General features: G+C 30.0%; 24 protein-coding genes and 1 pseudogene. 11 read left to right on the top strand and 14 right to left on the bottom strand.

The window, feature by feature from the left end:
• Positions 1 to 7: 7 nt before the first annotated feature.
• Positions 8 to 1393: a Trk system potassium transporter TrkA gene (gene trkA, locus BUB47_RS01620; protein WP_073183114.1), complete on the bottom strand. Its 1386-nt coding sequence runs from the start codon at positions 1391 to 1393 to the stop codon at positions 8 to 10.
• Between the two features lie 211 nt (positions 1394 to 1604).
• Here trkA and BUB47_RS01625 point away from each other — a divergent pair, with 211 nt between their 5' ends.
• The 4 genes from BUB47_RS01625 (at position 1605) to BUB47_RS01640 (ending at position 6134) form a co-directional block, all read left to right on the top strand.
• Positions 1605 to 2717 (top strand): aminotransferase class I/II-fold pyridoxal phosphate-dependent enzyme, encoded by a 1113-nt coding sequence (locus BUB47_RS01625; RefSeq protein ID WP_073183116.1) that lies wholly within the window; start codon positions 1605 to 1607, stop codon positions 2715 to 2717.
• A 69-nt stretch (positions 2718 to 2786) separates the two neighbouring features.
• Positions 2787 to 3512 carry a DUF2238 domain-containing protein gene (locus BUB47_RS01630; RefSeq protein ID WP_200779454.1) on the top strand — a complete coding sequence of 242 codons (726 nt, stop codon included), beginning with the start codon at positions 2787 to 2789 and terminating at the stop codon, positions 3510 to 3512.
• Positions 3513 to 3544: 32 nt separating this feature from the next.
• On the top strand, positions 3545 to 4381 hold the full coding sequence (locus BUB47_RS01635) for a DegV family protein (protein WP_200779455.1): 837 nt from the start codon (positions 3545 to 3547) through the stop codon (positions 4379 to 4381).
• Positions 4382 to 4535: 154 nt separating this feature from the next.
• The gene (locus BUB47_RS01640; protein ID WP_073183118.1) at positions 4536 to 6134 is read left to right on the top strand and encodes a Na/Pi cotransporter family protein; all 1599 of its coding nucleotides are present in this window, start codon (positions 4536 to 4538) and stop codon (positions 6132 to 6134) included.
• 47 nt (positions 6135 to 6181) lie between these two features.
• Here the strand turns inward: BUB47_RS01640 and BUB47_RS01645 are convergent, their stop codons facing one another.
• Positions 6182 to 7099: a diacylglycerol/lipid kinase family protein gene (locus BUB47_RS01645; protein ID WP_073183120.1), complete on the bottom strand. Its 918-nt coding sequence runs from the start codon at positions 7097 to 7099 to the stop codon at positions 6182 to 6184.
• A 104-nt stretch (positions 7100 to 7203) separates the two neighbouring features.
• On the opposite strand from BUB47_RS01645, the gene BUB47_RS01650 reads away from it, so the two are divergent.
• Together BUB47_RS01650 and BUB47_RS01655 are read left to right on the top strand one after the other, a co-directional pair.
• The gene (locus BUB47_RS01650) at positions 7204 to 7998 is read left to right on the top strand and encodes a hypothetical protein (protein ID WP_073183122.1); all 795 of its coding nucleotides are present in this window, start codon (positions 7204 to 7206) and stop codon (positions 7996 to 7998) included.
• 118 nt (positions 7999 to 8116) lie between these two features.
• On the top strand, positions 8117 to 8443 hold the full coding sequence (locus BUB47_RS01655; protein ID WP_073183124.1) for a GNAT family N-acetyltransferase: 327 nt from the start codon (positions 8117 to 8119) through the stop codon (positions 8441 to 8443).
• A gap of 37 nt (positions 8444 to 8480) precedes the next feature.
• Here BUB47_RS01655 and BUB47_RS01660 read toward each other — a convergent pair whose 3' ends face one another.
• From BUB47_RS01660 to BUB47_RS01675, 4 genes are all read right to left on the bottom strand, one after another.
• The gene (locus tag BUB47_RS01660; protein WP_073183125.1) at positions 8481 to 9137 is read right to left on the bottom strand and encodes an L-fuculose-phosphate aldolase; all 657 of its coding nucleotides are present in this window, start codon (positions 9135 to 9137) and stop codon (positions 8481 to 8483) included.
• A gap of 103 nt (positions 9138 to 9240) precedes the next feature.
• A complete protein-coding gene (locus BUB47_RS01665; protein ID WP_073183127.1) occupies positions 9241 to 10290 on the bottom strand; it encodes an S-methyl-5-thioribose-1-phosphate isomerase in 1050 nt (349 codons plus the stop codon).
• Between the two features lie 192 nt (positions 10291 to 10482).
• Positions 10483 to 11253: a DeoR/GlpR family DNA-binding transcription regulator gene (locus BUB47_RS01670; protein ID WP_073183129.1), complete on the bottom strand. Its 771-nt coding sequence runs from the start codon at positions 11251 to 11253 to the stop codon at positions 10483 to 10485.
• A gap of 90 nt (positions 11254 to 11343) precedes the next feature.
• Positions 11344 to 12072 (bottom strand): MerR family transcriptional regulator, encoded by a 729-nt coding sequence (locus tag BUB47_RS01675; RefSeq protein WP_073183131.1) that lies wholly within the window; start codon positions 12070 to 12072, stop codon positions 11344 to 11346.
• An 88-nt stretch (positions 12073 to 12160) separates the two neighbouring features.
• On the opposite strand from BUB47_RS01675, the gene BUB47_RS01680 reads away from it, so the two are divergent.
• The 3 genes from BUB47_RS01680 to BUB47_RS01690 all read left to right on the top strand — a co-directional run bounded on the left by BUB47_RS01680 (position 12161) and on the right by BUB47_RS01690 (position 14957).
• Entirely contained in the window at positions 12161 to 13465 is a 1305-nt protein-coding gene (locus BUB47_RS01680) for an MATE family efflux transporter (protein WP_073183133.1), read from the top strand.
• A 185-nt stretch (positions 13466 to 13650) separates the two neighbouring features.
• A complete protein-coding gene (locus BUB47_RS01685) occupies positions 13651 to 14178 on the top strand; it encodes an FUSC family protein (RefSeq protein ID WP_073183135.1) in 528 nt (175 codons plus the stop codon).
• A 158-nt stretch (positions 14179 to 14336) separates the two neighbouring features.
• On the top strand, positions 14337 to 14957 hold the full coding sequence (locus BUB47_RS01690) for a superoxide dismutase (protein ID WP_073183136.1): 621 nt from the start codon (positions 14337 to 14339) through the stop codon (positions 14955 to 14957).
• A gap of 100 nt (positions 14958 to 15057) precedes the next feature.
• On the opposite strand, the gene BUB47_RS01695 is transcribed toward BUB47_RS01690, so the two are convergent.
• From BUB47_RS01695 to BUB47_RS01720, 7 genes and pseudogenes are all read right to left on the bottom strand, one after another.
• Entirely contained in the window at positions 15058 to 17007 is a 1950-nt protein-coding gene (locus BUB47_RS01695; protein WP_073183138.1) for a serine hydrolase domain-containing protein, read from the bottom strand.
• A complete protein-coding gene (locus tag BUB47_RS01700) occupies positions 17004 to 17729 on the bottom strand; it encodes an ABC transporter permease (protein WP_073183139.1) in 726 nt (241 codons plus the stop codon). Before BUB47_RS01700 ends, BUB47_RS01695 begins: the two co-directional genes overlap by 4 nt.
• Positions 17722 to 18642: an ABC transporter ATP-binding protein gene (locus BUB47_RS01705; protein ID WP_073183141.1), complete on the bottom strand. Its 921-nt coding sequence runs from the start codon at positions 18640 to 18642 to the stop codon at positions 17722 to 17724. The genes BUB47_RS01700 and BUB47_RS01705 overlap by 8 nt, the downstream gene beginning before the upstream one ends.
• Before the next feature lie 128 nt (positions 18643 to 18770).
• Positions 18771 to 19625 (bottom strand): sensor histidine kinase, encoded by an 855-nt coding sequence (locus BUB47_RS01710; protein ID WP_073183143.1) that lies wholly within the window; start codon positions 19623 to 19625, stop codon positions 18771 to 18773.
• Positions 19612 to 20052 carry a response regulator transcription factor gene (locus BUB47_RS10135; RefSeq protein ID WP_268761864.1) on the bottom strand — a complete coding sequence of 147 codons (441 nt, stop codon included), beginning with the start codon at positions 20050 to 20052 and terminating at the stop codon, positions 19612 to 19614. Before BUB47_RS10135 ends, BUB47_RS01710 begins: the two co-directional genes overlap by 14 nt.
• Positions 20041 to 20273, bottom strand: a pseudogene (locus BUB47_RS10040) (response regulator); the annotation flags it as partial. The gene BUB47_RS10135 and the pseudogene BUB47_RS10040, both read right to left, overlap by 12 nt.
• Before the next feature lie 133 nt (positions 20274 to 20406).
• Complete coding sequence (locus BUB47_RS01720; protein WP_073183144.1) at positions 20407 to 21807, bottom strand: YfcC family protein; 1401 nt, start codon at positions 21805 to 21807, stop codon at positions 20407 to 20409.
• A gap of 144 nt (positions 21808 to 21951) precedes the next feature.
• On the opposite strand from BUB47_RS01720, the gene BUB47_RS01725 reads away from it, so the two are divergent.
• On the top strand, positions 21952 to 23148 hold the full coding sequence (locus BUB47_RS01725; RefSeq protein WP_073183146.1) for a M20 family metallopeptidase: 1197 nt from the start codon (positions 21952 to 21954) through the stop codon (positions 23146 to 23148).
• Positions 23149 to 23317: 169 nt separating this feature from the next.
• On the top strand, positions 23318 to 23791 hold the full coding sequence (locus BUB47_RS01730) for a hypothetical protein (protein ID WP_143270580.1): 474 nt from the start codon (positions 23318 to 23320) through the stop codon (positions 23789 to 23791).
• Between the two features lie 12 nt (positions 23792 to 23803).
• Here the strand turns inward: BUB47_RS01730 and BUB47_RS01735 are convergent, their stop codons facing one another.
• A complete protein-coding gene (locus tag BUB47_RS01735; RefSeq protein WP_073183150.1) occupies positions 23804 to 25552 on the bottom strand; it encodes a phosphotransferase in 1749 nt (582 codons plus the stop codon).
• Positions 25553 to 25667 lie beyond the last annotated feature (115 nt).

Below are 25667 nucleotides of genomic sequence, written 5' to 3' on the forward strand. Positions count from 1 at the left end.
CCCTCCACTATTTATTTGATTTTTTATTCGAAAAAAATTTAAGTTTATGTTCTTTTTTTCGAAACACTCTGTTCATTTCCTCAAGTAAATCATGAGTCCAAAATACTATTACATGGTCCCCTTCTCTTAAAATATCATCTCCATTTGGAATTTTAACTTGATTTTCTCTTATTAAAGTAACTATTAATATTCCCTTTTTAAGTTTTAAATCCTTAATTTTTTTATTTACTGCAAGTGCATCACTTTTTAAAACTATTTCTGTAAACTCAGCACTTCCGCCCAACATTAAATTTATAGACAGAGCACCTGAACCTCTTAATTCTTTTAAAATTCTACTTGCTGTTATAAAATTAGTGTTAAAAATTCCATCTATATAAAGCTTGTCTAAAATTGAATTGTAGTTATTTCTAGATATTTTTGCAATTGTCTTGTAAACTCCCATTTGTTTGGCAACTAATGCAATTAATAAATTTGCCTCATCTATTCCCGTAGCTGCAACAAATCCATCAAAGGTGTGAATCATCTCTTCTTCCAATATATTCATATCTGTTCCATCACCGTTAATTATAGTGCAATTCGGAAGTTTTTCTTTTAAAAATAAACAGCGTTCCAAATCATTTTCTATAATAGTCGTTTCAATTCCCTCATCACTTAAAAGTCCGCCTAAGTAAAATCCTATCTTACCTCCACCTAAAATCATAACTTTGTTAATGGCTCTTGCTCTAACAACATCAGAATGATCTCTATCAAAAGATTCTATAGTCTCTGAATCTCCCACTAGAAGTATTACATCATTTTTCTTTAGCACTGTCTGTCCATTGGGAATTATAGTTTCTCCATTTCTGGAAATAGTGGTTATTAATAAATTGTCAAAATCTTCTAATTCCTCAAGTTTTTTTTCTACAAAGTGCTCATCATTTTCAATGTTAAACTCAACTAACTTTACTTTTCCCTCTACAAAGTCATCGCTCATTAATAAATACTTCTTAGATAAATATTTTTCAATGGCTAGTGCAGTTTCATAATCCGGATTTATAATATAGTCTATATTTAACTCCTGGCCTAAAAATTTTAAGTGCTTGTGGTACTCTGGATCTCTAACTCTGGCTATTGTCTTTGCACATCCCATTTTCTTTGTAATGGTACAAAGTATTACATTTGCCTCGTCACTTTTAGTTGTGGCTATAATTATATTATAATTACTAACTTCCAATTCTCTAAGAAGTACTAAGTCTAAGGCATTTCCCTTTATAGTCATTACATCTAAGACATTAGCAATATTATCTAATACCTGTTCATTCTTATCTATTACAGTAACTTCTATCCCCTCATTTACAAGGTAACTTGCCACTCTAAATCCCAGTTTTCCAACTCCAGCAATTAATACTTTCATAATTTACTCCTTAATATCCATTTAAATTATTTTTAAAAACAATTTAAATGACTATAATATTTTATTGTATTTGTTTATTATATATTTAATCCAATATCTTTTAAAGTACTATTTAATATATTGTAATTTCAATATTTCTTGAAGTTTAACAGTAATTAATATATTATTATGAGCAAACCATTTTTTAAATTAAAAGAATAGGAGTTTTAATATGTCTGAACTTATTAATGATAATATTAAAAATTATCAGCCAAAATCATATGCAAATGTAAGCACATATCCAGCTATTTTAGACTGTTCATTAGGTGTACACTATGAACAGATTCCAGAATATGTGCTAAATGTACTTAAAACTATAGACGAAAAAACTATAAAACAATATCCAAATAACTTATCACTTGTTGAAAAAATTATTAATATCTACAAGCCATATGTAGAACTATCTAAAGAACAAGTAAGTATTGGCGACGGCTCTTATAATTTGCTAACAAATATAAATTTACTCTATTTACTTGGGGGAAAAACTTTATTTAGCTATGTTCCAAACTTTTCTGCATATACAGACCACGCTTATTTAATCGGAGCAAAACACAAGCACTACTCTTTAAAAGAAAGTAATAATTTCAAATTTACAGAAGACGATTTTTTGACAGAAATGAAATATAGTAATGCTTCATTGGTATTTGTTGAAAATCCCAACAATCCAACTGGGCAGATTTTACCAATTAAGACAATAGAAAAAATCATTGCACTGGCAAACTCCCTTAATATGGCTATTTTAATTGACGAGGCCTATGGAGAATATATGCCTGTTGAAAATTCCGCCGTATCTCTTGTAAATAAATATAACAACTTATTTGTAAGTAAGAGTTTCTCCAAAGGATATGCTATGGCAGGAATTAGAGTTGGATACGCTGTTGGAAGCTTAGATGCCAGTAAGTATCTCCAAAAATTTATCATTCCATTTAACGGCAATAGTATAGGTAGGATTTTAGCAGAAAATATAATTTCAAATAAATATACTGAACACATTATAGAAGATACTAAAGAAAAAAAGTTGAAATTATTAAATGCCCTAGATAGTATGGAAAACTTAAAAGTAAGTTACACTTCAAGTTCAACTCCAATAATGTTAATCTATACAAATTTAGACTTAAACTTATGGGAATATCTTAGAAAAGTCGGTTTAAATACAGTAAGTGGACTTTCCTATGAATCTCTTGATAAAAACTCAGTTAGGCTAATGATTAGAGATGAAGTTGATTTAATTGTTAAACTATTAAAAGAAGCCGACAAAATCATTGGAGAAGTTAGTGAAGCATAAAATATTATTGTGATATAATTAATATGTATTGACCAAATCTTTAATATGAAATTTATATAGGAGTTATATATGAAAAAGAAAATGCCCAAAAGAACTGCCGAGGAAATAACAGACAAGAGAAAGACTTTAATATTTAAAATAGTATTTACACTACTTGCTCTTTCTGTTGTCTATGCAATAATAAACTTTATAAAAGCTCCTTCAGGAGTGTCCAATAAAGAATATGAACTTGTGAAAAGTGACTATGTTCTAATGATTCTTCAATGCCTTGTGGGAATGGTTATAATATTTTTACCTTCCAGAGTAGAAAAAAAGTATGGTATAGATATACCGGATATTATGGAAATAATATATTTTATATTTCTATTTTGCGCTATATACTTAGGTGAAGTTAGAAACTTTTACTACAAAGTTCCCTACTGGGACGTTATTTTACATGTCTTTAGTGCAATTATGTTAGGAGCTTTGGGCTTTGTAATTGTTGACTTCTTCAATAATTACAACAAGCTACACTTAAATTTAAGCCCATTTTTTGTAAGTTTATTTGCCTTTTGCTTTGCACTCACCTGTGGTGTAGTCTGGGAAATATACGAATATTTAGCAGACCACATACTTAGAACAAACATGCAAAAATTTATGACTGCAAGTGGTGAAATTCTCTGTGGGCATGCCGCGCTTGGTGACACTATGAAAGATATTATAGTCGATTTTATTGGAGCCTTGTTTATAGTTGTAATTGGCTTTATTCACCTTAAAAAAGAAGAGAAAAAGAAAGAAGAAAATAAACAAGCTTAATATTATTTTACTGTGTGTGAAAGGATGTAATTATGATTAGAATCGTTACAGATAGTGCCTCAGATATTACTATTAAAGAAGCTAAAAGTTTAAATATAGATATTGTTCCTTTAACTATTACCTTTGATGATGAAATATGTCCTCAAAATACTCTTGAAGACTTTGATACTTTTTTTAATAAATTAAAAACCACTTCAATCCTTCCCGTTACCAGTCAACCTTCCCCAGAGCTTTATTTAAATGTTTTTAATGAGGCAAAGTCCAAGGAGGAAGACGTCCTCGTTATTACCCTCTCAAGTGGACTTAGTGGAACTTTAAACTCTGCTCTACTTGCGAAAAAGATGTCAAATTATGAAAAAATATATATTCTAGATTCAAAACAGGCAATTTTAACTCAGAGAATGCTAGTAGAATATGCTGTTAAGTTAAGAGATGAAAATAAAAGTATTGACGAAATTGCAAAAACCTTAGAAAACTTAAAAGATAAATTAGTTGTATGCGGCGTCTTAGATACTTTAAAGTATTTAAAAATGAGTGGTAGAATTCCCTCTTCACTTGCCTTTGTTGGCGAACTTTTAAACATAAAACCTGTAGTTATTTTAAAAGATTCTGTATTAAAAGAACTGGGTAAATCCCGTGGTACAAAATCGGGAATAAATTTAATGTACAAACAATTTGAAGAAAGTGAAATAAATTTTGACTTTCCTGTAAACTTTGGCTACACTCTTGATAAAGATAAGGGGCTGGAGTTTATGAACGAAACTATTTCTAAATACAATTTAAAAAATACCAATTTATATCCAATTGGTGGTGTTATTGGAACTCATGTTGGTCCACACTGTCTAGCTATAGCCTTTGCTAGAAAATAATTTTGAGACAAGATTTACTTCTTGTCTTTTCTATGTTCACTATATCTTATATAACTTATTAAAATTTATTATTAAAAATGTAAAATTCACTACCAAAAAAATGTAAATTAGGTTATGATTGTTCATGGGTTAAATGTAATAATAGGAGGAAAAAATGTCAATAGTATATGTATTTTCGCTGCTTGGTGGTCTTGCTCTATTCCTTTATGGTATGGATTTAATGAGCGAAGGTCTGGAGCTTGCAGCTGGAAATAAGCTACAAAATGTTATCGAAAAACTCACATCTAGTACTGCTAAAGGTATTGCAGTGGGTATTGCAGTTACAGCAGTTATACAGAGTAGCTCTGCCACAACAGTTATGGTTGTTGGATTTGTAAATGCAAATCTTATGACTTTAAAACAAGCTGTAGGAGTTATAATGGGAGCCAATGTAGGTACAACTGTCACAGGTCAACTTGTTGCTTTAAATATTACTGATTCAGCACCACTTATTGCTTTTATAGGATTTATAATGTTTAAATTTATCAACAAAAGTTCTATTGAACACATAGGACAAGTTGTAATGGGACTTGGTATTCTATTTATGGGTATGGAGATAATGTCACAAGCAATGAGTCCACTACAAGAGGATATAGCTTTTGTCTCTTTAATGACCAAAATTTCAAATCCAATTGTTGGAGTACTCGTTGGAACAATATTTACTGCACTTATACAATCTTCCAGTGCTTCGCTGGGAATACTTCAAGCTCTTGCTAATAAAGGACTTGTTGGATTACACGGTTCTATATTTATAATTTGTGGGTTTAACATAGGTACTTGTATTACCAGTATTTTATCGGCAATGGGAAGTTCTAAAAATGCAAAGAGAACCGCAGCTGTTCACGTACTTTTTAACGTACTGGGTACTATCATATTTTTAATATTAATATACTTGTTACCTATTGAAGCTTTTGTTGTAAAATACTCTAAAGATTTACCGGCAGCTCAACTTGCAAATATGCATACAATGTTTAACATATTGGCAACTTTAATACTATTTCCATTTTCTAATAAACTTGCTACACTTGCCACTAGGCTAATACCTGGTAAAGATCCTATGACAGAGGATTTTTCTCTAAAATATATAAATCTAAAAAGACCTGCTGAAGCAAATTTAGTTTTAACTGATGTAAGAGCTGAAACTACAAGAATGTTAGAAATTGCAGAAGAAAATTATAGATTGGCACTGGAAATTTTTTATAACTACGACGAAAAAAAACACAAACAAATTTTATACAATGAAGACATTATAAATTATTTAAATTCAAATATAACTAAGTATATTATTGATGTACTTAGTGAATCTATGGACGATACAATGGCATCTAACTTTACAGGATATCTTAGAATCGTAAGAGATATTGAAAGAATTGGAGACCACACTAAATCAATTGGAGAATATGCTAAAGCTTCTTATGACAAGCACTTGACATATAGTGGAGACTTCTATAGAGAAATTGAAGTATTAGACAAACTTATGAATGAACTTTATGATACTTTAGGCGAAAATATTCCACGTGAAGAAAAACGCCTTAAGACTAAAAATCTTAATAATGAAACGGAAGAAGAAATTGAAATATTTAGAAATCGACACATTGATAGAATGAAAAATGGTGTGTGTGATCCTGAAAGTGGACTATATTATGAAAAACTTCTAAGTAGTTACGAAAGAATATCTGCTTATTTAAGTAATATTGGAAAACTGTTAATATAAAACAAAAACTCCTCATAAAATCTTGAGGAGTTTTTTTAATGCCCTATTTATGGAACTATTACTTTTATCTTTTTTTCTAATATACTATACTCCGTCCAATCACTTTTGCCAAATTGCTCTCCATCTATATGACAGTGAGTTTCATCTGAACACTCCATTTTAAAATACTTTCCCTTAGAAATATACACATTTCTACTCTTAGCGTGCTTTCCAAAAAAAGCACTTAATGTTAAAAGAACAACCTTTAATTTTGAACTAGTATTCATAATACAAATATCTATATAGTCATCATATCCCTTTGCCTCAGGACAAAGCATAACAGCTTTTCCCTCATAAGCAGTATTCATCACTACTGAAAAATAAGCATTTTTAAAAATATTTACTTTATCTTCTTCAAATAATTTAATTTCTAAAGGTCTATAGGTAAATAGTATTTTTAAAGTGCATATGGCATATATAAAATTTTTTATTGGCGTTTTTGTATAGATGAGTTTATTTCTTGAGTTATTTACTTCATTAGTAATACTAGCGTCAAATCCTATCCCCGAGGACACAATAAATTTTCTCTCACCATTTAAATTTTTCATTTTACAAATATTATACTCAACTATTTTTTTAGGACTAAGTACAATGTTAATATAGTCTCTATAGTTTATTTTACTTTTAAAAGACCTTACAAAGTCATTTCCAGAGCCTATTGGAACTACACCAAGAGTAATTAAGTTTAAATTTATAAGGCCATTAATTACTTCATTTAATGTACCATCGCCTCCCAGTACTATTACAAAAGACTCTTCTTTTAAGGATGAGGATAATTCAAAGGCAATATTTTTAGCATCTTCTTCTCCTTTTGTATAAAAATAGTTATACTCAATTTTTCTCTCATTTAATATCTTTTCTATTTCACTCCATACTTTTTCACCCTGTCCTGCTCTTGCATTGGGATTAACTATAAAATAGTACATTCTATACCTCTAATTTTTTCTTTAAGTATTGTATTTTTAATTTATAAAACATATTATATACTTATAAAAGTATACTATACTTGACAAGAGACTTGGAGGAAATAATGAATATAAAAAAAGCAGATTGTAACTATTTAAAAACTCAGTTTGACAGTGGTAATTATGACTCTGTAAATACCTATCTCTTACATAATTCAAACCTTCCCGGAAAGAGAGCTAATTTAACTTTAATGCAATCTTTTTCTGAGGTAATAAGCACCTTAAATCCAAGTGAAGAACTTTATAACTACCTCACAAGTATTTTTAATTCTACTTCAAATGGAAATGATGAAAATACTATGTTAGTTATCTGCGGACTAATAGGACTTGGGAATTTTTACAACAAAAATTCTCTTAAAAAAAGTGAAATTACTACACTACTTATTCAAGCTATGAACGACAGTCGCTGGAGAGTAAGAGAAATAGTTACAGAATCTCTTAAAATTATTGCCATAAATTCATATTCAGAATTTCAAAAAATTATTGACAGTATGTCCGAACCCACCCTACTGGAGCAAAGAGCTATTATTGCAACTCTGGCTCACCCAATTATTTTAAAGACAAATTCTCAAATAGAGTATTCACTAAGAGCATTAGATATTATTTTTAAAAACTTTTCTAAGTTAGATTCCAAAAAAGATATAGAAAATTACAAAGCATTAAAAAAAGGTCTATCCTTTGCACCAAGTGTAATAGTAGCTGCAGGTCCAGTAGAGGGATTTGATATATTAAAAAAATATATTAACATCAATAAGAGTATCAACTCTGCAATTAAAGAAAATTTAAAAAAGAGTAAACTCTTAAAATACTATCCAGAAGAAATCCAAAAAATGACTGCACTATTTGAATGTAAAATCTAAGTTAAATCCCTGATATTTATAAGCTATAAGATACATTTAAAATTATACAACACTGTTTTGCTTTACTTTTTAAGGGTATATTGTTTATTAATAGTAGTAAGAAGAAAGGGATGATTTTGTGAGTAAAATAATTAGAGATGAAAACTTATTTTGGGTTGGTGAAGATAAAAACAACCCTTCAGGATTTATTAAATTTAGACCTTTAGAAGATAATCCAAAAGTATTACTTGCTGCAAGTACAGTTGTAAATCCGGAGTTAAGAGGTCAGGGAATGGCTAAAAAACTCCTAGATGAACTAACTGACTATGCAAGAGAAAATGACTATAAAATAAAAGCTCAGTGTTCTTATGTAGTTACTAAATTTAATGAAGATCACAGTTATGATGATGTAAATGTAGACGCCGGAAAAAATGTTGAAGGTCCGGGAATTTGTGAGATATTTTAAAAGAAGCCCTAATAGGCTTCTTTTTTACTTTTCCTTATTATTTATCTCTACTAACTTGTCCGTAGGATTGAAATCTATTTACGATGTTTTCTACTTCCACATCATCTATTAAAACCGGCTTTCCACATGATAGTGCAAGAACGTGTATCTTTGAAAGTTGTTCAACTGTCTTAGCTAAGCCAAATGCACTATCTATGTTGTAGCCAAATGTTATTTGTCCATGATTTGCCTGTAGACAGGCTCTTCTGCCTTTCATTGCCTCGACTGCTCTTTCTCCTATTTCTTTAGTTCCAAAAGTTGCATATTCTGCACATCTAATATTATTTCCACCACCATCAGCTATTATATAATTTGATGCAGGCAAGTCCATTCTATTACATGCAAGTACAGTTGCAAATGTTGAATGACAGTGAACTACTGCTCCTGCTTCTTCTCTATCTATATATATAAGTCTGTGCATTTCAAATTCACTTGAAGGCTTCTTATCTCCTTCCACAACATTTCCATCTAAGTCCATTACAACAATGTCTTCAACTTCTGTTTTAAAATAATCTATTCCACTTGGACTTATACAAAAGTACCCCTTATCTCTGTCAATAATTGAAATATTCCCTCCAGTTCCCGTAGTAAGTCCCTCTGTAATTAACCTCTTTCCAAATTCCACTACTTTCTTTCTTTCCTCTACCATTAACATATTTATAGTCTCCTTATAATGTTCTATCTTAGTTAAACCTTAGCCAAACTCACCTATACACTTTAACCAATTTTCATAGTAAACTAATTACAAATAATATATATCAATAAAATTTTGTAGCTTCTTCTAAATATAAGTTTAATTTTTCAGGTCCATAAACTCCCTTATCTGTAACCACTCCTTTTATCAAGTTAGGAGGAGTTATATCAAATGAAGGATAAATCCCCTTTACATTATCATCTGTTATCTTTATATCTAAAAACTTAAGAGCTTGTTCCGGATCTCTCATTTCAATTATTATGCTATTTCTATCTTTTTTATCTCTGTCTGGAAATCCTGTCACATAATATGGAACATTAAATCTTTCACAAAGTATTGCTATTTGATATGTTCCAATTTTATTTGCTATATGCCCATCAGCAGTTATAGTATCTGCTGCAGAAGTAAATAGATCTACTCTATTATTCTCTAATAGCCACGCTACCATATTATCTGTTACTACAGTGGTATCAAAACCCATTTCTGCACAACAAGATGCTGTTAATCTAGCTCCTTGGAAAAAGGGTCTGGTTTCTGCACAATAAAATTTAATATTTTTATTTTTTTCCTTTGCAAGTCTTAATAACATCCCAATAATAGTTTCACCATAACACTGAGTTAAAACAACTGAATCATCCTCAAGTAAATTTATTAAATTTTCAGCTACTCTTTCCATAACAGAATACCTTCTATTTAAAGAATCAACTGTATCTTGTTTTATAGCTGCAATAGGATCTTTTCCACTTTTAATTGCATCTCTACCTACTTCATAAGATTTCTCTGTTATTAGGCCCATTCTATTGGCTGTAGTAGGTCTTGCATGAGATAAAACATGTGAGGCTTCTTTTAAAAATTCTATTCTATCCTCTTCTTTTAATTTTTTACTTTCAAATGCTGCCAATGCCATTCCCATTCCAACTGCAGTATATGGGCCGGCACTTTGTGTAACCATATCAGTTATTGCCTTAGCTACATCAACATAGCTTTCACATACTACTTTTTCTTTTTTTATAGGGTAAATTCTTCTATCTAAAATCTCTACTTTTCCATTTTCATACCAAGCTACATTCTCATATTTCAATAAGTAAGGTAAATTATAATCTTGTCTCTTCATTTTTTTCTCCTAACACAACTTTTTGTTTGTCATTTATCTTTAACAAACTCTATATAAATTTATAATATAAGAAATTTTAACATTGTTCAACTAAATCAAAGGATATTTATGTAATATTTTGTAAATTTATGCCATTTATTTTCAAAATTTAAAATATAAAAAAAGAAGGTATACAACCTTCTTAAATTCAAACTAATATTCACCAAAAATTAATTCGACATTGTTTTCTTTTAAAAATTCTATCCACTCATCACTCGGCTTTCTATTTGTTATTAAATAATCTATTTTATTAAAATTTGATATTTGAACTAGTGACACTTTATCAAATTTTGTATGGTCTACTAGTAAATATACTTTATCAGATTGTTCAATCACCTTTTTTCTTATTGAAGAAATTGCCAAGTTTGAATCCGTAATTCCATTTAACATAGAAATAGAACTACAAGATATAAAAGCCTTGTCAAAATGGTACAATTCAAGCATTTCTAAACAAATACTATCCATGGTACATTTATTCCTAATATCTATGGCTCCTCCCAATTGAACGGGATTTACATTTTTAAATTTTAAAAGCTCATAAGAGACCATAATAGCATTAGTTACAATCGTAGCTGCAACATCATCCATAAGATTTAATAAAGATAGCACTGTAGAGGAGTTATCCATAAATATAGATTCTTTTTCTTTTATTTCTCTATATATCAATTTTGCTATTTCTTCTTTTTCTCTTATAGTCAATTTTTGTCTCACAGAAAATTCTACATTTTTTGTAGATAAAATATTTTCATTAAGTGTTCCGCCACCATAGGCCATCTTAATTATTCCACCATCTTCAAGTTCTTTAAAATCTCTTCTAATTGTCTGTTCCGAAACATTAAATTCCTTTGAAAGTTCTTTTATAATTAAAGTTTTCTTTTCCAAAAACAAACTATATATTTTATTTTTTCTATCTACAGATAACATATTTTTTACCGCCTATAGTAACATTTTTATTATATCTACATTTTAACTTAACGGAGAATGTTTTTCAATTAATCAATCACATGCAAAAAATTAACATTTTAATAATTCCATCTTCCCTATATAATAATCTTTTTTTACTTCTCCGCCAGTTGTAATTAAATATTCCCCTACTAGATTTCCAGGTGAAAATCTCCTTTGTTTAGCTTCTTCTATAAATTCATTTAAATTTGAAAACTTACTACTTGTACTAACCCAAAATAGTCCCTGTAAATATAATTTTTTTTCAGTATCTGCTCTTCTAAGCTCATCTCCACTTTCAGCAAATATTCCATATTTTATGTCTAGAGGATTTTCACAATTTAAAAATACTACAGTTTCTTCTGGATTTTCTAAATATATTTCTACATGTGCTGTATTGTCAAAGTCAAAGTAGTTTATTTGACTAAACTTCCCCTTAACAATTGTAAAATTTTCTTTTAACTCTTCTATAGATTCAACTGCACTTATTCTCTTGTCAATTTTTTCAACTGACTTTTCCAATTTTTCAATTTGAGCTTGTAGTGATACTCTATTTTCCTTAAGTATATTATTTAATCCACTTTCATCTTTTGATGACAACTTCTGTATGTCATCTATTGACATAGATAAATCGCGATAAAAAATAATGTCGCAAATATCCATCATAGCTTGAAAAGAAAATGTTCTGTAATTATTTTCTGAATTTCTCTTAAAGCGAATTAAGCCTTTTTTATCCCAATATCGAAGTTTTGAAGCTGAAACTCCCAGCACTTTTGCAACTAATCCTATTTGTCTTACCATCATTATCCTCCAACTTGACATTAAACTAACTTTAAGGTGTATTCTATAGAATATAGAATAACATAAATTTCAAAAAAGGAGAATTATAATGAGAAAAAAGTTTTTCCATTTTGTACTTCCATCAATGCTCGCATTTGCATTTTCTGGTCTATATTCTATTGTTGACGGGCTTTTTATAGGCAGAAATATTGGAGACGCTGGGCTTTCTGCTATAAATTTTGCCTATCCTCTCGTTGTTCTCATTCAAGCAACAGGTACAGGCATAGGTCTTGGTGGAGCTGTTGGAATGTCTATTTCTTTTGGAAAAAAAGACATCCAATCAGAAAAAAAATATTTAGGCTCAACACTAACTTTACTTGCCATCGCTTGTCTGGTGCTAACTGCTTTTTTATTATTATTTATGCACCCAATACTCGTAGCTTTTGGAGCAAAAGATACAGTATTAAAATATGCATCAGAATATTTATATTGGATAGTCTTAGGTTCAAGTTTTCAAATTTTAGCAAATGGATTTGCACCAATTATACGTAATTTAAAAAGACCTGCTCTTGCTATGTTTGCAATGATTTTAGGTTTTATAACAAACATTATTCTAGACTGGCTATTTGTTTCGGTTTTTAGATATGGAATGAAAGGTGCTGCATGGGCAACTATTATAGGACAGTTTATAACTGTACTGCCATGTCTTCCTTTTATATATAAAAATATACGCTCACTGGAGACTTCAGATTTTAAGCCCAATTCAAAACTTAGAGCTTCTATTTTTAGCACAGGACTTTCACCTTTTGGACTTGCTGTTGCACCATATATTATTTTAATAATGATGAATAAGTTTGCAATGAAATATGGAGGAGTTCAAGCAGTTGCTGCCTACTCAGTAGTAAGCTATGTAGTATCATTTATACAATTACTATTACAAGGTATTGGAGATGGTTGTCAACCTCTTATTAGTTTTTACACCGGTCAGAAAGAAACTTTAAAAGCTATTCAAACTAGAGATTTTGCATATAAATTTTCTCTAGCTGTGGCAGGAGCTTACGCCATAGTAGTATTCTTACTTCGTGTACAAATTCCAATTTTATTTGGAGCTTCTACTGAAGTTGCAAAAATAACTGCAGCAATATTGCCTTTATTCTGCCTTACTTTTTTATTTTATTCATTTACACGTGTTACTACTTCATACTTTTATGCCACACATCAAAATCGCCTATCTTACTTTATAATATATGGCGAACCCGTTGTAATACTAGTTCTATTGACACTAATCTTACCTCGCATATTTGGCATTACCGGAGTGTGGTTATCTGTTCCAAGTTCCCAACTAATAGCAGTTTTACTTGGAGTATTTTTTATACTTAAAGCTGACCGCTATAGAGGTGTAAAGCATAGTTAGAGCACTATTCATAAATCAATAAAATTTTATATAAGATCAAGTCTTTTAGAAAACAATAATAAACTTGATCTTATTTTATTTTTTTTAACATTATCCTTACAATTGTGTATTAGTACATTATTATCTCAATTAATCTAGTATAATGAAACTATGACTAACTATTACATATTTGGAGGAGATTATTTTTGAATGAAAAACATTCTTATCTTGGAAAAAATATTTCTACTATTTTAAAAAGATTAGATAGAGATTTTTTAATTTATACAATTAAAGTAGTATTGGGAACTATTATAGCATCCCTATTTATGAGATACATTATGGAACACATTAACTTTACAGATGTACCAATGATTCCTTTTTTTGCCTGTATTGGAGTTTTAGTTGGAATGGAACCCGACAGAACAAGGGCAATATCTAATGTAATAACTCGAAATGTCGGAACTGTTGTAGCCGGAGTTACTGGTGGTCTTGTTGCCAGCTTTACAGAAAACATCGTTGCCATTTCTCTTGGAATTATACCTTACATGGTATTTTTAGCACTACTAAATCATAGAAAGAGCATTGTCCCTGGAGGAATATTTTATTTTGCAATAGCTTATCTTACAACTCTCGACAATGCTTGGATGTATGCTTTAAACCGAACTATAGGAACTGTTTTGGGAACTTTGATCGGACTTGCAATAAATTTTTTAATTTTCCCACCTAAAAAATAATAATACGTATCTTTTATTTTACTATATTAATATTTCTCTTAATTCTATTCAAAATTATTTATTATTAATTTCATTGATAATGATTATCGTTTTATTTCAAGGGTATATTAATAAAAGAAAGTTAACAGATAATTCTGTAAAATAAAAGGAGGTCAATTATGACTTATAAATTACCCGAACTGGGATATGAATACAATGCATTAGAACCACATATTGATGCAAAAACTATGGAAATTCACTACACTAAGCATCATCAAGCTTATGTTGATAAATTAAATGATGCTATTGCAAACGAACCCGAACTTCAAGAATTGAAGCTTCCTGATTTGCTTAAAAAGTCAGAAAGTTTGCCAGATAGTGTAAGACAAGCCGTTATTAATAATGGTGGTGGTCACTACAACCACTCACTTTTCTGGAAATTAATAGCACCAGGTGGAAGTAAAGAACCTGTAGGAAATTTAAAAACTGCTATTGACAAGAGTTTTGGTTCACTAGAAGAATTTAAAGCTAAATTTAACGATGCTGCTACAAAGCGTTTTGGAAGTGGCTGGGCGTGGCTAATCTATAGCAATGGAGAACTTTCAATTGAATCAACACCTAACCAAGACAGCCCTGTAATGAATTCTAAAAGAGTGGTAATAGGACTAGATGTTTGGGAGCACGCATATTATTTAAAATATCAAAACAGAAGGCCTGAATACATTAATGCATTTTGGAATGTAATTAACTGGGACTATGCTGAAGAAAGATATAACTATATATTAAAAACCAGTAAATAAACTAAATATATTAACTAATATAAGTTAAAAATCTGCAAGCTCATTTATCAAGCTTGTAGATTTTTAATTTGAAACTACTAAGTTTTTATTATTTAAGTATCTAAATAAATTTATAAAAATTATAGGAATATAAAAACACAATCATCATTACAGTTGCAACAGATAGTACTATTAAATACATCTTTTGCACTTTTAAATCTCTTGCTGCTTTTAAGTTCCTCATGACAAAAAATATGTTTATTACCTGAAGTATTAAAATGATGTACGATAAAATAATATGTGGTAAAAATGCAGAAGATGAAAGTTCAGGCTTAGCTAAAAATCTAAGTGTTTGAACAACTACATTGCCAAACTCTAATAATCCAAGTATAGATAGTGAAAAATAATATTTTACCAACTTATTGTCCTTATTTTTATCTTTTCTATTTCTTATTTTCATTATTACTGCTGATATCAAACCGACTAATAATACTAAAATGCAAATTGCAATATATCCTATAGTAAAGCCTGTAGACTGCACTTCTGATATTTTTAAAGACTGATCTACAGAGCCAAATGTTAGTGCTGTTACTTTATTTTCTGAATCTCTTAAAAAATAAAGTTTGCTCATATTCATTCCAGCTTTATCCATAAGTGTATTCTTACCATCTACTCTTACAAAGTGATAAGGTGCTACTTCAACATAAGAGCTATCAATTCCATAAGCAGAAACTTTTAAATTAATACCTCCATTTTGATTTGTGCTAATTTCATAGTCTGAATTCATTAAAGGATACATTATTTTTCCGAAGGTAAATTCAATGGTACGCGCACTTCTGTACTTACCAACTACTTCTTCACTGTGACTATCTCCACTGTATTCGGCTGGTATGATTTCTCCACTTCCAATAAATGTTTCAATTAATTCTGTGCTCATTCCCGACATATCACTTGCTGCATTTGTAAGTAGACATATTCCAAAATCCGTCTCCGGAACCATTATAAAACGAGAAGTGAAACCAATTGTATTTCCACCGTGTTCAAGGGTTCTAACTCCACCATATTCACCCTCCCAAAACCCATGTGCATTAACCCGCATATCCTCATGAGAAAATAAAGTGGTGTGCATTTCACTTAAAGTTTCCGGATTTTTAAATAATTTTAAGTCTCCTGTTCCGTCGCTATTCATATGAGCAAGCATAAACTTAGCTAAATTATCAGCTGTAATATTTAAACTACCTGCAGGCATATCATTAATATATACATGAGGCACTTTCTTAAATTCACCATTTTTTAAAGCGTATCCTTCTGATTTGTTCTTCATTATATTTTCTACTGCAGTATAATTTCTGTCAAAATAAGCATTTGTCATATCTAAAGGATTAAATATATTTTCTCTTATATATTTTGAATACTCAACTCCACTAACTCTCTCTACTATTAATCCCGCTAAATTAGTTCCATAATTGGAATAGGCCACTACTTCTCCCGGTGAATAAATTTGCTTTGGAGCATACTTCTGTGAAAGGTATTCCTCTAGTGGAAGTATGTCTTTAACATCACTTACCATCATAGCAGTTGGATTTTCTTCAAAGCCTGCACTATGCGTCATTAAATGGTTCATTGTAATAGGCTTTTCAAAAGATAAATTTAAATAATCTTTAGGGAGGCAGTTTTTAATATCTTCATCTAAATCAATTTTCCCCTCTTCTACAAGTTGCATAACTGCTGTCCAAGTAAATAATTTAGATACTGAACCTGCCTCCATAAAAGTTTCAGTTGGAGATACTTCTATATTTTCTTCAACACTTGCTAGACCATATCCTTTTTCAAATACAATATTTCCATCTTGAATTATTGCAACTGAAGCTCCTACAATATCTTTGTTAATATATTTCTCTGCAATTTCATCTGTTATCATTTCAATTTTTTCTACATCTAACTCTGTTTTTGTTGATTGTAATTCTTCACTATTTAATAATACATTATCTTCACTTGCCAAAATTTCCAACGGGAATGAACTTAGCATTAAAAATAATGCTAAAGCTATAGTTAATATTTTCTTTTTCATTTGTCTTCTCCTCTGTTAAAACACTCTGTTGTCATAGGATCTCTAATAATCCAAATAGTTAAAACCACTCCAATAATAGATAGTATTATATTTACAATAGAATAGTCCCAAAGTGAAATTGTTCCTAAGTTTCCTCCTAATAATAGTGAAATTACTACTCCTGAAACTATTGTACTTACTACCGATCTCTTCTTCATTCCTATTACCATGGGAATAAGTCCTACTATTGGAATTAGAACAATGTTTTGAATTTGATTTATATATTCTGTTGTTGGAATTGGACCTTTATTTAAAATTAAAATTAATAAAATTCCTATAGCTGTAGTTACTATCATAGATAAAAAACTAATTATAAAAGCTGTATATATTTTTGATAAGAGAATTTTACTTTTCTTAATTGGATATAAATATAACTGTTGAATCTTTTTAGTTTTAAAATCTTTGACTACATAGGCTGAATACATAGTTGAGGTAAAAATAAGTCCTATAACTGAAACCATTTGAAAATATAGTGAATATACCGGAGGCATTTCAGAAATATCTCTTATAAAATCTCCAAACTCTTCAATTGAAAGGTTAGTCAGCATAGGCATTTTTTCAAAAAATAAAAACATTCCTAAAAAAGCTATTGAAAATATTAAAGGTATCCATATTTTTGAAACAGCTTTAAATACAGAGCCCTTCCCATATTTTTTCATTTCCAGTGATATTAATTTATTCATCTGTACCCTCCTCTGTTTCTGATAAATAGTAATCTTCCAGAGAAGATGTCTTTACTTGAAAAGATTTTATGTTTATCTCTTCTGAAACTAATTTTCCGATTAAGTCAGATTGAATAACTGACTCATCATATATTCTAATAAGACCTTCTCCATCTATTTTAAAATTGTCTATTTTTAGTTTAGATTTTAATATTGCAGCTGTGCGTTTAACATTTTCAACTTCAAGTAAAAAAAAGTTTATATTTTTATTTTTTATAACTTCTATTGGTTCTTCTGAATGAAGTTCACCTTCTTTTAAAATACCTATTGTGTCACAAAGCAGTTCTAATTCACTTAAAATGTGACTTGAAATTATAATTGTCGTTCCAAAATCTCTAGAAAGCGTCTTAAATAAATCACGCATTTCTTTAATTCCGGCAGGATCAAGTCCATTAATGGGCTCATCTAAAATAAGCAGCTCCGGTTTAGATATTATTGCCCTCCCAATTCCTAGACGTTGCCTCATTCCCGTTGAGTAAGACTTAACTAATTTGTCTTTGTACTTTGTCATACTCACTAATTCTAAAACTTCTGCAACAGCTGTTTTATTGTAATATCCCAAGTATTCACAGTGTATTTTTAAGTTTTCTATACCTGATAGTTCCTCCTCAAAAAACGGTTCTTCAATAAGTGCACCTATTTTTCTTAAATATTCACAACTACTTGAAGTTATTTCTTCTTCAAAAATATTAATACTTCCGGAATTAATAGAAATTAAGTTGCAAATAGCTTTTAAAAGTGTAGTCTTTCCTGCTCCATTTGGCCCCAGCAATCCATATATCTCGCCTTTCTTGACGTTGATATTTATATTTTTTAAAATTTCAACTCCATCAACTTCTTTTAAAAGGTCTTTTGTCATAACTATATTTTTCATAAATATTCCCCCTAACACTTAATAATTTACCATTTAAAGTTTTCTTTTAACTTTAGAGTTTCTAACTTTTTTCTAACAATTTATTTATACAGAAAAATATCACCAGGATAAACCTAGTGATAAAATAGTTAATATATAAATTTTTTAAACAATATTTTAAACTCTGTTCTTTCAAAAGGAGCACTACTAACAGTTATTTCTCCATTCATCTGTTCCACCAATTGCTTTACAATAGTAAGTCCAAGTCCACTTCCTTGAAATTTTTTATTTCTGGAGTCCTCAAGTGTAAACAATCTATTAAATATCTTGTTAATATCTTGTTTTTCAATCCCTTGTCCATTGTCATATACAATTAAACTTGCATATCCTTCACTTTCAACTATATCTATGCCAATTGTACTTCCACCATATTGGATTGCATTTTGAAGTAAATTTCTAAGAATTCTCTTTATAGATTTTTCATTACCCATAATATTTACAGTATGCTCTGGTATATTTAATTTTAAATTAATATTATTGCTTTTAATTAAATCATAAAAATCTAAAATAATTTTCTTTGCAATTTCAGATAAATTAACTTGAGAAAGCGAAATTTCAGAGTCCATTGACTCTAGCTTTGCAAGTTCAAAGAATTCATTAATAATATTGTGAAGCTCTTCTGCAACAGTGTATGTTTTTTTAGCAAGCCTACTATTCTCCTCTAGAGTTTTATTTTCAAAGTTCAACATTTCAAGTAGTCCCATAATTACTGTTAAAGGGGTTTTTAAATCATGCGAAATATTTGATAACATTTGTTTATAGTTATTTTCCGACTTTATATAATTTGATTCCAAGGATCTATTAAATTCCATCATTATATTTAACTCTTCACACAATTCTTTTACTACTGGATTTGAAGTGTTTACAAAGACTGACGAATTAGAACTTTTTTCATTTACATCTTTTATTTGTTCTATAATTGATATTATTTCAGATTTTTTCACTTTTACTTTTCCTCAATCTATAGCCAATACCCCAAAGAGTTTCTATGTATTTAGAATTTTTCCCCTTATCCCCAAGTTTTTCTCTAAGTCTACTAATATGAACATTTATAATACTTTCATCTCCATAGTACTCATCTTTCCAAACTGAAGAATATATTTGGCCCTTTGTAAAAGTTCGCTCAGGGCTTAATAAAAACATCTTCAATATTTCAAACTCTGTGGCTGTCAAAGATATGTTTTTTTCATCTTGAGTGAGACTACAATTATCTATATCTAAAGATAAATCTAAAAAAATTAAAACTTTATTTTGATTGTTCTTTAGACTCCACAAACTACTTCTACGTAAATTAGCTTTAATTCTGGAGTCTAATTCAGCAAGAGAAAATGGTTTTATAATATAGTCATCTGCTCCTAAGTCCAATGCCATAGTCTTATCTAATTCCAAATCTCTAGCCGATATAATAATTATGGGAACTGTACTTTCTCTTCGTATTTGTTCCATAACTTCAAGTCCATTTTTTTAGGAAGCATAATATCCAAAAGTATTAAGTCATATTTACTATCTTCGTTGAAAAGTTCAATTCCTTTTTCACCATCTGTTGCAAGTGTAACACTATATAGCTTTTCAGACAGGTAACTTTTTACCATATTTGCTATATCCTCACTGTCTTCAATAAGTAATATTCTCTTGCTCAATAGCACTCCTCCTATTTATTATATTTCATAAATTTATTGTATGCTTTCTTATAATATTAAAGTTACTTTAACTAATATCTTTTTATTAAAATGGCCCATATCCAAAACTAACAGCCAACATTAAAAATATAATTTCCAGCACAAACATCATTAAAAACAGTGGAGTTATAAATCTATACCACTTGTTCATTGGCACTCCCATAAGACCACACATTACGGCGCATCCAGTAGGCCAAAATATATCTGAAAATCCTGCTCCGAAGGTATATGCTAAAACTGTAGTCTGGCGAGTTAAACCTATCATATCACCAATTGGAGTCATTAATGGGATTGACACTGCAGCTTGACCTGAATTGGAAGTAATAAAAAAGTTAAGTAAATTTTGAAATATTAACATACCTATTGCCGCAAGATACTTAGGCAGTTTTATTAATATTTCCGACATATAAAATACTATTGAGTCAATTATATTAGCCTCAGTCATAACTACCATTATTGAACGAGCAAATCCAACTACTAGCGCTCCAAAAATTATTTCGCCTACACTCTCTAAAAAGTTTTCACAAATTTCATTTAAACTAAAACCTGCAACCAGTCCAATTATTACCATCATAATTATAAAAAGTGCGGATAATTCTCTTAAGTACCATCCTCCTAGAATAGTTCCTAAAACCATAATTACAATACTCATAACAAAAATTCCCAATAAAATTTTATGCCTGTTTGTAAATGGCAATTTATTCATTTCTTCTCTGCTCATTCCCTTTAAGTGTCCAAAATCTACATCTTTAACTAAACTCAGTTCAGGATTTTTTCTTACTTTTTCTGCATAATTCATTACATAGAAAATTGAAAGTCCAGTAAATACAATAAATATAATTATTCTATAAAGCATTCCGGACATCATAGGGAGCCCAGCCAAACTCTGTGCTATTCCTATACTAAATGGATTTGTAGTATTGGCTGAAAAACCAACTGCCATTGAAAGACAAATTATACTTCCACCTACCAGCCCATCATATCCCATTGCTATTCCTATCCCTACAAATACAGGTATAATTCCATAAAATTCTTCACTGATTCCCACTGTTGAACCTGCAACTGCAAATAAAACCATTAAAACAGGCAACATTATTTTTTCTTTACCCTTAAAAATCCGCAGTACCTGCGCTATTCCTCCAAAAAAAGCACCAGATTTAATTAACATATAGACCATTCCATAGGCAAATAAAATAAAAAATATTATATCTGATGATTCCACCATTCCCTCTGCTATTGCTCCAACCGCTTGGAATGGTGTTACATATTCTTTTTCAACTGAATGGTAAGACCCGTCTACAACTATAATTCTCTCGGTTTCAGGATCTTCTATTCGGTCATATTCCCCTGACGGTATAAACCAAGATAATGCTGTCACAAGTAATAACATAATTACAAGAATTACATATGTATGTGGCATTTTAAGTTTTTTCTTTTTTGTCTCCATAATAATCTCTCCTATGTAACCACATTTGTTTCAGTATTTGCAATATTGAAAATACTAAAAATTCGTGATAATATTTTGATAATAATTATACTATTATATATGGAAAAAAGAACAATCTCAACTAAATATAAGGAGAATAAATAAATGGATAAAATAAATTTACATGATTATATACAAGGAGAAATTAGCAAAAATAAAAATGAATTCTTTGAAATTAGTGACTTCATATTTGAACATCCCGAACTTGGAGATGAAGAGTTTAAGTCCTCTAATTACTTAGCAAATTTGTTGGAAGAAAATGGTTTTACAGTTGAAAAGCCCTATTTAAACTTAGAAACTGCATTTCGTGCAGAATTTAAAAACGGTGATGGCCCAACAATTGCATTTTTAGCTGAATACGATGCACTTCCAGGATATGGACCAAATAAACTACCTGCTCACGCCTGTGGTCACAACTGGATTGCTGCCACTACTGTGGGAGCCGGAATACTACTATCTAAGCAAAAAGATCTATTTAAGGGAACAATAGTTATATTTGGAACACCTGCAGAAGAAACTACAGGAAGAAAAATTGACATGACAGATTCAGGTGCCTTTGACGATGTGGACGCAGCTTTTCAAATGCACTTACATGAAAATAGCAACTTAAAAGCCAGAGCACTTGCCATGGGAGCACTGGAATTTGAATTTTTGGGTAAAGCAACTCACGCTGCTGTAAATCCTGAAGATGGCGTAAATGCATTAGATGCTGTCATGTTGACCTTTACAGCTATTAACTACCTAAGACAACAACTTAAAAGTGATGTTAGAATTCATGGAATAGTAACAGAAGGTGGACAAGCTGCCAATACAATTCCAGACCACTGTAAATGTCTTTTTTATGTTCGAGCAGCTAAAAAAAACTATTTTGAAAAAGTTTTTGAAAAAGTTAAAAATTGTGCCCATGGTGCTGCTCTAATGACTGGCGCCGAACTTAAAATTAACTATCCTGAAAATATTTACTATGACTTAATATTAAATCCAGTACTTTTAAAGCTTATGGAAAAACATATGGAGCTTTCAGGATTTGAACCTTTAAGTGATGTCGAAGAAATACCAGGCTCCACTGATATTGGAAATGTAAGTTACGCTTGTCCTACTTTATATGGAAATGTGGGAATAGCAAATGGAGAGGCTATAGTTCACGAAGAAAAATTTATACAGTATGCCAATAGTAGTGAGGCAAAGAAGAGAATTTTAACAACAGTTGAATCTTTCGTGTGCAGCGCTATTGAATTATCTCAAAATCCTGAAATGGTTAAAGAAGTTAAGAACTCTTTTTTAAAACAAACTTCAAAATAAAATTATAAATCAAAAGGCACTAAGTATAATTTATCTATACTAAGTGCCTTTTAATAATTTAAATTCGTTGTCATTAATTTCACTTTGTAACTTTAGTTTATAATATTTAAATAAATGAACTTATACTCCTCTTTTATTTATAATATGGTATTATTTTAAAGAGGTGATTTTGTTGAAAACTAACAACAATAAAAAGATAACTAGATCAAAATTTCTGATTGCCATATCAAATATTTTACTATTTGTTTTTTGTGTAATATTTTTAGAATCTTCTTTTAATGTTAAAGACATTCAAGAACTATCAAAGTTTTGTTTAACTATAACTTTTTCTTTTTCAATATTGATGTTCTCAATATATTCTGTAAAGCTACCTGCAATTAGTGGTGACAAAGACATAAATATAAAAATGAATTCCTACATATACAGAATATTTATTACACTATCTTGTATATTTTTTAGTTATGTTATTTCTATTTCAACATTTTACAATGTTTTCCTAATAGAATATTTTATAACGCTTCCAAATATAACTGACTTTCAAATAGGCTTTTCACTATCTATGCTATTGGCTATGTTAAATATAATAGCTCTATTTAATATGCTTATAAATACATTATCAAATGCCATATCCTTAACTAAATAATATTTATTAGATTTATATTTTATTTAACTTTTTTGCAAGTTCAGTTGCATATTTATAGAATTTTTTAGCATAGCTATACTGCTTCATAGTGTAATCTCCAAAATCAACGCCCATATTCGCCTTATACTCACTCCACACTGACCATAAAAATCCACCTACAGCCGCAAATATATATACTTTTAATCGTGAAATATCATTTGCATTACCATCAAAATATATGTCTATTACTTCATCAATTCTATCTTTTTTATAATTTGCAAATATAGAGAACATCGCTAAGTCAATATGTGGATCACACATTGCACCATACTCCCAGTCAATTAAGTAAACTTGCTCGCCCACAAATAAAAAATTGACTTCCGCTGCGTCAATGTGACACAAACACTTTTCCTCAGGTAAACTTTTGAAAATATCTAAAAGTTCCATCATTTTTTCTCTTGTTTCATCGTAATCTGTAAATGTTGATGGAGTATCTCTAAGCTCTTCATATCTTACAATTCTCTCTCCAATATCAAAAGAGTGATTTACTTCAAGTTTCATATCGTGAAGTTTTTTTAAATGGTGTATACACGCCTCTACTTCTTTTTCATTTGACGGATCGCAGTCATGAGAATCTTCCCAATATTCTGTTATTTTGTATCCATCATCTGGAGAAATATAGACAACTACATCTGATAGTCCCTTGCCATGTAAAACATTATAAACTTCCGCCTCTTGCCTACGGTTAATTATTTCATTACTACCTTCACCTGGAACTCTAAGTAAATACGGCTTACCATGAACTGAAAAACGCATATGTCTATTAGTCATTCCCTTAAATAATCCAGATATATCTGTAATCTCTTCTTTTTCAACTCCAAACATCTTACTTATAAAATTAATTCTCTTTGAATTTAAGTCTTTAGATTCACTATCTAATTCTCGCAATTGCTCGTAAGTTTTTATCTCATAGGCAGATTGGCCAAGCATTACTCGCCCATATACCATCATTTTATTTCCATCAAATAACGTCTGTTCCCAACGTTCACGATTATATTTTCTCTGTGAGTCATATTTTATTAGATTCTCTCTAACTTTTTTTGCCTCTCCATTTAGTAAATATGAAATTCCAATCATAGAATTTCCGCCACTTTCATCATCAGTATATACAAGTTCCATCTTACGATTTAATCGCACAATGCTCTCGTCATCCATGTATTCCGATACACCATACCATGAAAAATATTCACTCTTGCTAAATGGATTTTTTGAAAACCATACACTCCCTGGCACAATGTAACAATTAGATAATTTATCTTCCGCTAAGAAAAGTGAATGCAAACTGTCCTTCCAAGCAAATTCACGGTCATAAATAAGTTCAACTTCATATTTATCAGTTAGATACTCAAAAGCTTCCATCATATGACCTACTACAATATAAATTTCATAAATACCTACTTTATGTAATTGTTTAATAATACGCTCAGTTAAAGGCTCATCGTTAATTTGTAGAAGTCCCTTTGGAACTTTATTAATAGGCGTCATTCTAAGACCCATTCCGGCCGCAAGAATTACTGCACGCTTAGGTTTTGAAATCTCTATATGCATCCTAGTCTTATCTGTTATATTGTACTCTTCATCAATATATCCATATTCAATTAGTTTTTTAATAGAGGAGTTAATTAACCCCAGTGAATAACCTGTATACTTTATTATGTCTCGTTGTCCATTATATCCATAATTAACAATTACTGACAATACAATCCAATCTCGTTTGTTCATTATTTAAACTTTCCTCCTATTCACGAAAAATCACTTTAGTTAAATGATATACAATTTTAAGTAATATGTCAAAGATTACTTTATTTAGATGATGAACAAAAGAAGTATATGAACT

This window comes from Anaerosphaera aminiphila DSM 21120 (genome assembly GCF_900129925.1).
Taxonomy (GTDB): Bacteria; Bacillota; Clostridia; order Tissierellales; family Peptoniphilaceae; genus Anaerosphaera; species Anaerosphaera aminiphila.